Genomic DNA, 12586 nt, shown 5'->3' on the forward strand with positions numbered 1-12586 from the left:
GGGGACATAGGAGGTCGGGGCGCGCAGGGGAAGCGGACGCTGAAAGATCCTCCCCGCTCCGCGGGGAGGATTCAGGCGTCCAGCGCTTCCCGCACCTTCCTTGCCAGTTCATCGACGTCGAACGGCTTGGGCAGCAACCGCGTGCCCGGATCCAGCACGCCGTTATGCACCACGGCATTGCGGGTATAGCCGGTGGTGTAGAGCACGCGCAGTCCGGGCCGCATCGCCAGCGCCCGGTCGGCCAGTTCGCGGCCGTTCATGCCGGGCATGACCACGTCGGTGAACAGCAACGTCACGCGAATGCCGGTTTCGAGCAGTGCGATCGCCTCCGGTCCGTGCGAGGCGTGATGGACGGTATAGCCCAGATCGCGCAGCACCTCGACCGAGAAGCTGCGGACGCGCGATTCGTCCTCGACCACGAGGATCGATTCATGCGCCGCGCCGCCCCGCACCGGGGCCAGCGCGGTGCGCGCGGTCGGGGTAGGTGCCTCGCCATAGAAGCGCGGCAGATAAAGGCGAACGGTCGTGCCGACATCGGGCTCGCTATAGATGCGGACATGCCCGTGCGACTGACGGACGAAACCGAACACCTGGCTGAGCCCCAGCCCGGTGCCGCGCCCGACCGGTTTGGTGGTGAAGAACGGGTCGAATGCCTTGGCCAGCACCTCGGGCGGCATGCCGGTGCCGGTATCGCTGACCGCGATCAGCACATATTGGCCCGCCGCCATGTCCGCCTCGCGCGCATAATCGTCGCCGACATGGGCGTTGGCGGTCTCGATCGTCAGCCGTCCGCCGTCGGGCATCGCGTCGCGGGCGTTGACGGCAAGATTGACGATCGCATTTTCGAGCTGCCCGCGATCGGCCTCCGCCCGCCACAGGCCGGCACCGAGCACCGTTTCCACCACGATGCGTTCGCCAAGCGTCCGTGCGAGCAGGTCGGTCAGGTCGGCGATCAGGCGGTTGCCCTCGACCGGTTCGGGCGACAGCGGCGACTGACGCGAAAAGGCGAGCAGGCGCTGGGTCAGCGCGGCGGCGCGGGTCGCGCCTTCCTTCGCCGCCTCGACATAGCGGCCGACATCATTGCGGCCGCTGGCCAGCCGCCGGTCGATCATGTCGAGGCCGCCGATGACCACCGCCAGCATGTTGTTGAAATCATGCGCGATGCCGCCGGTCAGCTGGCCCACGGCCTCCATCTTCTGCAACTGGCGGACCTGCGTTTCGGCAGCGGCGCGGGCGGAGGCAGCGTCGTGGAGTTCGGTCGCGACGCGTTCGAGCTGCGCGCCCTGCCGCCCGACCTTCGCCTCCAGCCGCAGCAGCGCATCGGCGCGCTGGATCGTGACCCAGCTGATTTCCGCCACCTCCTGCACCAGCGCGATTTCGCCGGGCAGCCAGTGACGGGGCTCGGCATGGCCGATGATGAGCAGCCCTTCGAGCCGCCCGTCGCGACGCAGCGGTACGGCAAGGCCCGACCTCGCGCTGTAGCTGGCGACGGTATCGGGTTCGAACCGGTTGTCCTGTGCAAACGCGTCGGACACCACCGTCCGGCCGGCGCGCAGCAGCGTCGTGTTGCTGCGTCCCATCCGGTCGATCGAATGATCGCCCCGCAGCGGCGGCAGCGCGCCGTCGTTCCATCCGGCGATATAGCGGACCTGATTTTCGCCGACCCGCGCAAAGCAGACGCGGTGGACGTCGAGCCGTTCGCCGAGCGCGCGGGCGGTGAAACGCATGATCGTATCGGGATCGGTCGCCGCGCGCTGGCGGGCGCTGAGCGACAGGACGAACTCGCGCTCGACCCTGGCCGCCAGCGCCGCCAGTTCGGCCTGTTTGCGGTCGTCGATATCGTAGCTGACGCCGGGGAAATGGGCGGGGCGGCCTTCGTCGTCGAAGCTGCACCGGCCCTGCGCCGAGACCCAGCGGCTGGTCCCGTCGGCGCGCAGCACGCGATATTCGGAGATGAAGGTGCCGTCGCCCGCCGGGTCCATCGCCGCCGCGATCTGCCGTTGCGCATGCGGCAGGTCGTCGGGATGGATGGCGGCGAAGAAGGTGCCGATCGGCGCCCCCGCCTCCGCCTCCGCCGGGTCGACGCCGTAGAGCAAGGCGAAGCGGGAATCGGCGCGGACGATGTCGCCCTGCACGTCCCAGTCCCATGCGCCGATATTGCGGCCCGCCGACAATGCCTGTTGCAGCCGTTCGTCGGCGGCGGCGCGCTCGCGCTCGGCCACGACGCGCGCAGTCGTCTCTCCGGTGACGCAGAGCAGACCCGCGACCCGGCCGTCGTCGTCGAAGACAGGCGAATAGGTGAAGGTCCACCAGCTGTCCTCGGGCTCGCCGGTGCGGGCGAGGTCGAGTTTCATGTCGGTCGCGGTGATATTGCCGCCGGCCATCGTCTTCTCGACCAGCGGCAGCAGTTCGTCCCAGATGTTCGACCAGACGATGTCGAACCGCTCGCCCAGCGTGCCGGCGATGCGAATGCCGAGCAACGGTCGATAGGCATCGTTATAGAAGCAGCGCAGCTCCGGCCCCCACGCGAGGAACATCGGCGTGGGGCAGGACAGCATCATCGCCAGCAGCGAGCGGAGCGACACCGGCCATGATTCGACCGGACCGAGCGGCGTGCTCGACCAGTCGCAAGCGGCGATCTCGCGACCGGTGACGGCTTGCTGCGACAGGTGTCCGTCAGGCATATAACCGACATTTTACGATCGGCGTGGCGCCGCCGCAATACCGTGTATCGAACCCGGACTGCATGTCAGCCGACCAGACCGGCATGGGCCAGCGCGGCATCGACCGCCGCCCGCGACGCCGCCGACGGTGGCGTCATCGGCAGGCGCAGATCGGTCGGAAAGCCCGGACGGACCCGACCCAGCGCGTATTTGACCGGTCCCGGCGAGGCATCGCTGAACAGCGCGGCGTGGATCGGATAGAGCCGATCCTGTATGGTCAGCGCCCGGCCATAATCGCCCGTCGCACACGCGTCCTGAAATTCGGCGCACATCGCCGGCGCGACATTGGCGGTGACCGAGATTGCGCCGACCCCGCCCATTGCCATGAAGGCGAGCGTCATGTCGTCATTGCCCGACAGTTGCGCAAAACCGCTGCCGCAGCGGGCGCGATGTTCGGACACCCGCGCCATCTGTCCGGTAGCGTCCTTGATGCCGACGACGACATCCGGAAATGCCTTCACGATGCGCTCGACTGTCTCGACCGCGATGTCGGTGATGGTGCGACCGGGGACGTTGTAGAGGACGATCGGCAGCCCGCCCCCCTGCGCCAGCACCTCGAAATGGCGGAACACGCCCTCCTGATTGGGGCGGTTGTAATAGGGCGGGACCAGCAGCGCGGCAGCGGCACCCGCTGCCTTGGCGGCATGGATATGGTGCAGCGCGACCGCGGTGTCGTTCGATCCGCAACCGGCGATCACCGGCACGCGCCCTGCGGCCTGATCGACGCAGACGCGCACGACATGGTCATGCTCCTCGATCGTCATCGTCGCCGCTTCGCCGGTGGTGCCGCACGGGACCAGCGCGCTAGACCCGCTTTCCACCTGCCAGTCGACCAGCGCGCGGAACGAGGCTTCGTCGAACGTGCCGTCCGCAAACGGCGTGACGAGCGCCGGGATCGAGCCGGAAAACATGGTGGTTGCGCTCCGTGGACAGGGATTCGAGCCGAAAAGGTGGCGACAGATAGGGCGGGCTTCCATATCATGTCCAGTATGCTGACCACCGTGTTCAAGAGCGCGTTCCTGCTCACCGGCGTCGCGAGCGCCGCCATGGCCACCGGGCTGTTCCAGACCGCTCCGCAGATGCCCCTGCCCGCCAACCCCCTGCCCCGCGCGCAACCGGCCATGCCGGTCGCGCAGCCGATGGTGCAGCCGGTACCTGCACCGGTCCCCTATGATCCGATCCAGCCGGTGCTGTCCGAATGGAAGCGCCTGCAACAATCGGACAATTATCCGTTCGCCGACTATGCCCGGTTCCTGCTGGCGCATCCGGGCTTTCCGGGCGAGACCAGCCGGCGCGCGGCGGCTGAAACGGTGCTGCCCGATGGCGGACAGGATGCGGCGACGGTGCTGCGCTTCTTCGACAAGTTTCCGCCGCGGACGGCCGCCGGACAGTTGCGCTATGCCGAGGCACTGTTGACAACTGCCGAGCAGATGCAAGCCGATCTAAATAACGATTTGCGAACTCTGTCAGATCCTAACAAGTTCAGGATGAGACAGCATTCAACAAACCTCGTAATAGGCGGTACCTTAGATGCGGCATATGAAGCTGCCGAAGCGGCTTGGCGGCGGGGCGTGCTGCGCCCAACGGACGAAACGAAGTTGCTCGCGCGGTTCGCGAAGGGACTGAGGCCCGCCGATCACGATGCGCGAATGGACAGGCTGTTGTGGCAGGGGGCGACGACCGCTGGCCTGCGCCAGATGGCCTATGTTTCGGCGGCGATGCGGCCGACGTTCGACGCGCGCATGGCGTTCCGCACCAATGCCGCCGATGCCAGCGTCCGCGCCGAACAGCCGGGCGTCGATCGCGCCGATCCGGGCTATATCGCCGACCGCGCCAGCTGGCTGCGCGGATCGGGCCAGTCGGGGGCGGCGCGTGCCTATCTGGCGCAGCCGCGCCGGTTGTCGCGAAGCCCGGGCGATGTCGAGGAATGGCTCGAAGTCCTGCTGACCAATGCGCGCGCGGCACAGGCGGACGGCCAATATGATCTCGCCTATCGCATCGCGTCGCAGATCGACGATGCGTTTCCTGCGGGCACGGTCGTCGCCGATGCCGGCTATGGCGAGCGCGACGACTATACCAGCCTTGCGTGGCTGGCCGGCACCGTCGCGCTCCAGCAGCTGAACCGTCCGAGCGATGCGACCGGCATGTTCGCGCGCTATGCCAGCGGATCGCGCACCCCGACCGTACGGACCAAGGGCTATTACTGGGCGGGTCGCGCCGCGGAGGCGGCGGGCAATCGTCCGACCGCCGATCGCTGGTATGCGCAGGCCGCCGATCTGGGCGACCTGTTCTATGGCCAGTTGGCGAGCGAACGGATCGGTCGTCCGCTGCGCGCCCCGCCCGCGACCGCCGTCGCCACGGCGGTGCCGGCCGATCTTCGCACCGCCTATATGAACGGCGAGATCGCGCGGGCCGTCCGCTATCTGGGCCGCACCGGCCAATATGCCGACCAGAGCCTGTTCATCCGCAAGATTGCCGAGGATGCGCGCAGCGACACCGACCATGCACTGGCGGTCGAACTGGCCAAGACGATCGACCGGCCCGATCTGGCGGTGATGGTCGGGCGCAGCGCGCTGCTGAACGGGCATAGCGACTATACGCTGGCGGGCTATCCGTCGGTGCCGGTGGGCGGGCCGCAGCAGGACCAGTTCACGCTGATCCACGCCATCGCCCGACAGGAAAGCCAGTTCGACCGCACCGCCGTCAGCCGCGCCGGCGCGCGCGGGTTGATGCAGTTGATGCCCGGCACCGCGCGCGAGACCGCGACCAAGCTGGGCCTGACCTATAGCCCGACCGCGCTCAACGACCCGGCGTTCAACATGGCGTTGGGGTCGAGCTATATTCAGCGGATGCTCGATTATTACGGCGGCAGCTATCCGCTGGCGATCGCGGCATACAATGCCGGGCCGGGCAATGTGAACAAGTTCCTGCGCGCCAATGGCGACCCGCGCACGCCGGGCGTCGACATGGTCGAATGGATCGAGAAGATTCCGCTGTCCGAAACGCGCGGCTATGTGCAGCGGGTGCTCGAAAACGCCGTCGTCTATGACCTGATCCATACCGACAAGGCGCGGTCGCGCGGGCCGAACAATCTGAGCTGGTATCTGGGGAAGAACCGACCGGGATGAACGAACCGCGTCCGAACTATATCACCCCGGCAGGCTATGCCGTGTTGAAGGCCGAATACGACCAGTTGCTGGGCAGCGAGCGACCGAAGCTGGTCGATGTCATCGCATGGGCCGCGGGCAATGGCGACCGGTCGGAAAATGGCGACTATATCTATGGCCGCAAACGGCTGCGCGAGATCGACCGGCGGCTGGGGTTCCTCGCCAAGCGGATGAAGGCGGCACGGGTCGTCGACCCCGCCGCCCAGACCGAACGCGGGCGGGCCTGGTTCGGGGCGACAGTGGTCATCGGCGACGAGGACGACAACCACCGCACGCTGGAACTGGTCGGCGACGACGAGGCCGATGCCGGCCGTGGGCGGATCGGCTGGAATTCCCCGATGGCCCGCGCCCTGCGCGGCAGCGCGGTCGGCGACGTTCGGACGGTGGTGCTGCCGGCGGGCGCCAAGGAATATGAGGTGATGGCGATCGTCTATCCCTGAGGATGGGCTCCCGCCCCTTCGTCACCCCGGATCAAGTCCGGAGTGACGGGCGAGCGTTCGGCAGGCATGGCGGCGGGCGGATACCTGGGCTAGACCGTCGGGCATGATCTACCTCCCCCACCCCACCGGCAACGTCGCGTTGCTGATCGATGCCGACAATGCCGGTGCCGCCTATCTCGATTCGGTGCTGACGGTGCTGGCCGAGTTCGGCACGGTCAATGTACGCCGCGCCTATGGCAATTGGGAAAAACCGGGGTTGAAGAGCTGGAAGGCGCTGTTGATGCGCCACGGAATCGAGCCGTTCCAGCAGTTCGACATCACCAAGGGCAAGAACGCGACCGACATGCGCATGACCATCGACGCGATGGACCTGCTGTTGCGCGGCCGTATCACCGGTTTTGGGATCATGTCGTCGGACAGCGACTTCATGCCGCTGGCGCAGCGCATCCGGCAGGAAGGGGTACCGGTCTATGGCTTCGGCACCGACCGCACGCCCGAGGGCTTCCGCGAAAGCTGTACCCGGTTCATCGATGTCGGGTCGCTGGATGTCGAGGATGTCGCGAACATGCCGCTGCCGCCGGCCATCGGCGGTGTGCCGGCCGCGGCGGCAACGCCGGCAGCGAAGCCGACCCCCGCCCCGGCGCGCAAGCAGCAGAAGATCGACGCCGCGCTCGTGAAGCTGTTGTCGGACGCCTATGACGCGTCGAAGGTCGACAAGCGCGGCTTTGCCAGCCTGTCGGAAGTCGGGCAGCGCGCCGCCAACCGGTCGAGCTTCGACACGCGCAATTACGGGTTCAAACGCTTGTCCGACCTGATCGAGAAGGTGAAGGCGTTCGAGGTCGAGCGGCGCGATACCGGGGTGTTCGTGAAGCTGGTTTGAGGGGGCTTGCCTCGGTCTATCCGTTTGCTTCCCTGATCCCTCCGCTTGCTTCGAGCAGGTTCGAGCCTGTCGAGAACCGTCCGTCGAGAAGGGGTTCGTACTTACCCTTCCGTTTGTGCTGAGTAGGGACTGAGCGAAGTCGAAGGCCCGTATCGAAGTACCTGCCGCGCACAGTCCTTCGATACGCCATTTCAACAAGCTCAATGGCTACTCAGGACGAACGGTGAAAAGCGTTGAGAGGACTTCTCGACGGATAATTCTCGACTTCGCTCGAACCTGCTCGAAGCAAACGGCGGCAGGCAGGGAAGCCCCTAAACCTTCTCCGGCAACGGCATCGAAAACACTGCCCGCGTCCCCGGCCCAGCCTTCTCGAACGCCAGCGTCCCGCCCAGCTGCCTCGTCAGGCTGGTCACCATCCGCATGCCGAGGCTGGTCGGCCGCGATGCGGTCGGGTCCAGTCCTTCGGGTAGCCCGATACCCTGATCCGCGACCGTCATCGTCAGCGCGCCATCGGCGCACCGCGTTTCGATCCGCACCGGACCGCCACCCTCGCCATAGGCATATTTGACCGCGTTGGTGACCAGTTCGGTCAGCAGCAATCCCAGCGGAATGGCGGTGTCGCCGCTCACCACCAACGGCGCGATGTCGCACTCGATCGCATGGTCGGGGGCCTGTTCGCGCAACTGGTCGACGATGCCGCACAGCAGCCGTTCGAGCGCGACGATGCCGACGCGCTCGCCCTGCCACAACTGATCGTGCGCCTGTCCGATCGCGACGATACGGGCCTGCGCGTCGCCCAGCATCCGCTGCACGCGCGGATCGTCGTCCTCACGCATTTGCAGGTTCAGCATCGCCGACACCATGGCGAGGCTGTTCTTGACCCGGTGCGACGCCTCGCGCGTCAGCAATTCCTGATGCTCGATCGCGGCGCGCAGATTATTCTCCGCCTCCAGCCGTTCGATCGCGACACCGATCAGGTTCGCGAAGCCCTGCATGAAGGCAAGGTCGTCTTCCTCGAACCGCCCGTCCTGCCGGCTATCGACCTCCAGCACGCCGAAGCGCTTGCCATTCGCCTCCACCAGCACGTTGATCGCGCGCTTCACGCCGTGGTCCGCCATGAAGTCAGGGGTACGGAACCGCTTCTCGTCACGCAGATGATTGGAAATCACCGGTTCGCCGGTCTGGAACGCAAAACCGGCCGGCGACCCGAGATCGTCACCTATCTCCGCCCCGCCGACGACGCCCTCGTTCCAGCCCACCCCGGCACGGACGATCAGCCCGCCGCGCGCCGTGTCGTGATGCAGGAACTTCGCGAGCCGCGTCCGCATTCCGTTCGCGGCCAGTTCGACCGCAGCACGGACGATTTCGTCGATATCGCGGCTGCGCAGCGCGACCCCCCCGAACCGGGCGAGAATGCGCTGCTGGTCGAGGCGATACCGGATCGCATCGGCGGGATCGTCCGACCCCGCCCCGTTTTCCTCGACCACCGGCATGCGCTCAGCGGGTCAGTTTCTTGTAGGCGAGACGGGTCGGACGATCGGCCGCATCGCCCATGCGGCGACGCTTGTCGGCCTCATAGGCTTCGAAATTGCCTTCGAACCATTCGACATGGCTGTCGCCTTCGAAGGCGAGGATGTGGGTGCACAGGCGATCGAGGAAGAAGCGATCGTGGCTGATGACCACGGCGCAGCCTGCGAAGCTTTCCAGCGCCTCTTCGAGCGCGCGCAGCGTCTCGACGTCGAGGTCATTGGTCGGTTCGTCGAGCAGCAGGACGTTGCCGCCCTCCTTCAACATCTTGGCGATGTGGACGCGGTTGCGCTCACCGCCCGACAGCTGGCCGACCTTCTTCTGCTGGTCCTGCCCCTTGAAGTTGAACGCGCCGACATAGGCGCGCGTGCCCAGTTCCTGCTTGCCGAAGCGGAACACGTCGAGGCCGTCCGACACTTCCTCCCACACATTCTTGTTGGGGTCGAGATCGTCGCGCGACTGGTCGACATAGCCGAGCTTCACCGTCTGACCGACTTCGATCGTACCGCCATCGGGCTGTTCCTGGCCGGTAATCAGCTTGAACAGCGTCGACTTGCCGGCACCGTTCGGGCCGATCACGCCGACGATCCCGCCCGGCGGCAGGTTGAAGTCGAGATTCTCGAACAGCAGCTTGTCACCATAGGCCTTGGTCAGCCCTTCGGCCTCGATCACCTTGCCACCGAGGCGTTCGGGGATCTGGATCAGGATCTGCGCCTTGCCGACCGCGCGATTCTCCTGATTCTTGACCAGTTCGTCGAAGGCGCGGATGCGGGCCTTGGACTTGGTTTGACGCGCCTTGGGCGTCTGCCGCATCCATGCCAGCTCGTCCTGGATCGCCTTGGCCTTGCCGGCTTCGTCGCGCTCTTCCTGTTCGAGGCGCTTGGCCTTCTTTTCCAGATAGCCCGAGTAGTTGGACTCATAGGTGTAATAGCGCCCGCGATCGAGTTCGAGCACCCAGTTGACGACATTGTCGAGGAAGTAGCGGTCGTGCGTCACGAGGATGACGTTGCCGGTATATTCCTTCAGGTAATTTTCGAGCCATCCGACGCTTTCGGCGTCGAGGTGGTTGGTCGGTTCGTCGAGCAGCAGGATCTGCGGCTTTTCGAGCAGCAGCTTGCACAGCGCGACGCGGCGCTTTTCACCACCCGACAGGTTTTCGACCGACGCGTCGCCCGGCGGGCAGCGCAACGCCTCCATCGCGATTTCGAGCTGGTTGTCGAGGCTCCAGCCGTCGACGGCGTCGATCTTCGCCTGAAGCTCGCCCATTTCCTCCAGCAGCTTGTCGAAATCAGTATCGTCCTGCGGATCGCCCATCTCGGCCGAGATGGCGTTGAAGCGATCGACCAGATCGGCGACCGGGCGCACGCCGTCCTTGACGTTCTCCATCACCGTCTTGGTGTTGTCGAGCTTGGGCTCCTGCGCCAGATAGCCGACCTTGATCCCGTCGGCAGCCCACGCCTCCCCGGTGAACTCGGTGTCCATCCCCGCCATGACCTTCATCAGCGTGGACTTGCCCGCGCCGTTGGGACCGATGATCGCGATCTTCGCGTCGGGCAGGAATTGCAGATGGATGTTGTTCAGCACCGGCTTGTTCGCGCCGGGGAAGGTCTTGGTCAGACCCTTCATCACATAGCTGTACTGTACGGCCATTGCCGAAGGCTCCGTTTCGAATGTCGGGATGGGGTATAAGCGTCTGCCGCGATGTAGCGACGGGCCGGTGACTTGGCAACGCGGGGGCATTCGGGCGAGATGGACCGAACGCCCTTTCCCCACGCCCGCAAGGATTTGCGTTCTTCCAAGCTGACCGTATGGAACGGCGCAGAACCAAAAAGGGGAACTCCATGCGCCGCCTGCTCCTAGCCGCCTTTGCCCTACCCCTTCCCGCCTTCGCCCAGTCGATCGACGTCGCGGCGCTGCGCGATGCCGCGCTGAACGACACCGTCGCATGGGACATTACCGAAGGCCTCACCACCGAGATCGGCCCCCGCCTTGCCGGCACTCCCGACGAGGCACGCGCCCGCGACTGGGCGGTGGCGCGGCTGAAGGCATTGGGGTTCAGCAATGTTCGCATCGAACCCTATCAGATGCCGGTCTGGGTCCGGGGCGAGGAGCGCGCCGCGATCGTCAGCCCCTTCCCCCAGCCGCTGGCCATCACCGCGCTCGGCAATTCGGGAGCGACGCCAGCGAGGGGACTGGAAGCGGAGATCGTCTATTTCCCGACGCTCGACGATCTGAAGGCGGCGCCGGACGGTAGCCTGAAGGGCAAAATCGCGTTCGTCAGCCACGCCATGGCCGCGACGCAGGACGGGTCGAGCTATGGCGCATTCGGCGCGGTCCGCCGCGCCGGCCCGGCGATCGCTGCGCAGAAGGGGGCGGCGGCGATCGTCATCCGCTCGGTCGGCACCGATCATCATCGCAATCCGCATGCCGGCAGCACCAGCTTTCCAGCCGGTACGACGCCCATCCCGGCGGGTGCGCTGTCGGTGCCCGACGCCGAACAGCTCGAACGCGTGCTCAAGCGCGGACAGCCGGTCCGGTTGCGCCTGACGCTGACCCCGCGCCAGATCGGCATGCGCGAATCGGGCAATGTCATCGCAGAGGTTCCGGGCAGCGATCCGGCCGCCGGGATCGTCCTGATCGGCGGGCACCTCGACAGCTGGGATCTCGGCACCGGCGCGATCGACGATGCCGCAGGTCTGGGCATCACCACCGCCGCCGCCAAGCGGATCATGGACGCCGGCCGCCCGCTCCGCACGATCCGGGTCGTGTGGTTCGGCGCGGAGGAAGTGGGCGGCGTCGGCGGTGCGGCTTATGCCAAAGCGCATGCCGGTGACCGCCATGTCGTGGCCGCGGAAAGCGATTTCGGGGCCGACCGGATCTGGAAGTTCGACGTCGCCCTGCCCCCCGAATCGGCCGCGATCGGAGACCGTCTGGCGACGGCGCTCGCGCCGCTTGGCATCACGCGAGGAACCGCCGTGGCCGGGGACGGAACCGACATCGGACCGACGCTGGCGCAAAATGTTGCCGCCGTCGATCTGGCCCAATCGGGGCTGCGCTATTTCGACCTGCACCACACGCCGGACGACACGCTGGACAAGGTAGACCCCGAACAATTGCGTCAAAACGTAGCGGCATGGACGGCGATGCTGGCAGTCGTTACGAACGCGCCGGAGCCGATCGGACCGTTTCGTCGCAAGTGACCACCGGTTCGCCATTGGTCGCAAAGCCCCATTCTTGCCACAATTGGCGATTGACGGCGGCGTGGAAGGCGCTATTGCGGCAACTTCGCGACGGCGGTGACGCCGGCCTTTCGCGAAATGGATTTCTCTGGGAGTTACCCTTATGAAGAAGATCATGCTCGTCGCCGCCGCAGCCGGCCTCCTCTCGGTCGCCGCTTGCAAGAACACCCCGACCGACAACGCCGCGGACGCAGCGTCGGACAACCTGGAAATGCTGGCCGACAACCTCGAAGCGCAGGCTGAGAACACGTCGAACGAAGCCGTTGCCGCCGACCTGATGAACGCTTCGGAAAACGCCGAAGACGCGTCGGACGCGATCGAGAATTCGGCCGAGCTGAACGGCATGTAATCCATGTTCCCGCGCCCTTCGGGGCACGGGAAACCGGATTTCGGAAAGGGCGCCCCGGCAACGGCGGCGCCCTTTTTCGTGTGCGTGGAATCGTTACGCCGCCGATCCCACGATGGCGCGATTGAGGCATCATTGCGGCTTACTCGTTGTCGGCTTCCAACGGGCCGGACCCGTCGTGGATGGCGGGGTACCTACCGATGGATCGCAACCTACTCCAAATAGGTGACAGGCGGCGGCAGCGGATCGCGCTATGGTTTGGGC

General features: G+C 66.2%; 9 protein-coding genes. 5 read left to right on the top strand and 4 right to left on the bottom strand.

Translation table 11 applies throughout. The features are described from left to right. Nucleotides 1-71 precede the first annotated feature (71 nt). The gene (locus ASE90_RS10585; protein ID WP_055999874.1) at nt 72-2684 is read right to left on the bottom strand and encodes an ATP-binding protein; all 2613 of its coding nucleotides are present in this window, start codon (nt 2682-2684) and stop codon (nt 72-74) included. A gap of 65 nt (nt 2685-2749) precedes the next feature. Then, complete coding sequence (gene dapA / locus ASE90_RS10590) at nt 2750-3634, bottom strand: 4-hydroxy-tetrahydrodipicolinate synthase (RefSeq protein ID WP_055999877.1); 885 nt, start codon at nt 3632-3634, stop codon at nt 2750-2752. A 69-nt stretch (nt 3635-3703) separates the two neighbouring features. Between dapA and ASE90_RS10595 the strand changes: the two genes are divergently transcribed. From ASE90_RS10595 to ASE90_RS10605, 3 genes are all read left to right on the top strand, one after another. Next, nucleotides 3704-5851: a lytic transglycosylase domain-containing protein gene (locus tag ASE90_RS10595; protein ID WP_235531754.1), complete on the top strand. Its 2148-nt coding sequence runs from the start codon at nt 3704-3706 to the stop codon at nt 5849-5851. Further along, on the top strand, nt 5848-6330 hold the full coding sequence (gene greB / locus ASE90_RS10600) for a transcription elongation factor GreB (RefSeq protein WP_055999882.1): 483 nt from the start codon (nt 5848-5850) through the stop codon (nt 6328-6330). Before ASE90_RS10595 ends, greB begins: the two co-directional genes overlap by 4 nt. 103 nt (nt 6331-6433) lie before the next feature. Continuing rightward, nucleotides 6434-7210, top strand: coding sequence for an NYN domain-containing protein (locus ASE90_RS10605; protein ID WP_055999885.1), 777 nt, complete (start codon nt 6434-6436; stop codon nt 7208-7210). 311 nt (nt 7211-7521) lie between these two features. On the opposite strand, the gene ASE90_RS10610 is transcribed toward ASE90_RS10605, so the two are convergent. Next, nucleotides 7522-8703, bottom strand: a complete 1182-nt coding sequence (locus tag ASE90_RS10610; RefSeq protein ID WP_055999893.1) for a sensor histidine kinase — start codon at nt 8701-8703, stop codon at nt 7522-7524. 4 nt (nt 8704-8707) lie between these two features. After that, nucleotides 8708-10387 (bottom strand): energy-dependent translational throttle protein EttA, encoded by a 1680-nt coding sequence (gene ettA, locus ASE90_RS10615; protein ID WP_055999897.1) that lies wholly within the window; start codon nt 10385-10387, stop codon nt 8708-8710. A gap of 191 nt (nt 10388-10578) precedes the next feature. On the opposite strand from ettA, the gene ASE90_RS10620 reads away from it, so the two are divergent. After that, nucleotides 10579-11937: a M28 family peptidase gene (locus ASE90_RS10620; protein ID WP_055999900.1), complete on the top strand. Its 1359-nt coding sequence runs from the start codon at nt 10579-10581 to the stop codon at nt 11935-11937. A gap of 142 nt (nt 11938-12079) precedes the next feature. After that, a complete protein-coding gene (locus ASE90_RS10625; protein ID WP_055999903.1) occupies nt 12080-12325 on the top strand; it encodes a hypothetical protein in 246 nt (81 codons plus the stop codon). The last annotated feature ends 261 nt before the right edge of the window (nt 12326-12586 follow it).

The sequence above is a fragment of the Sphingomonas sp. Leaf67 genome, assembly GCF_001421965.1.
Taxonomy (GTDB): domain Bacteria; phylum Pseudomonadota; class Alphaproteobacteria; order Sphingomonadales; family Sphingomonadaceae; genus Sphingomonas.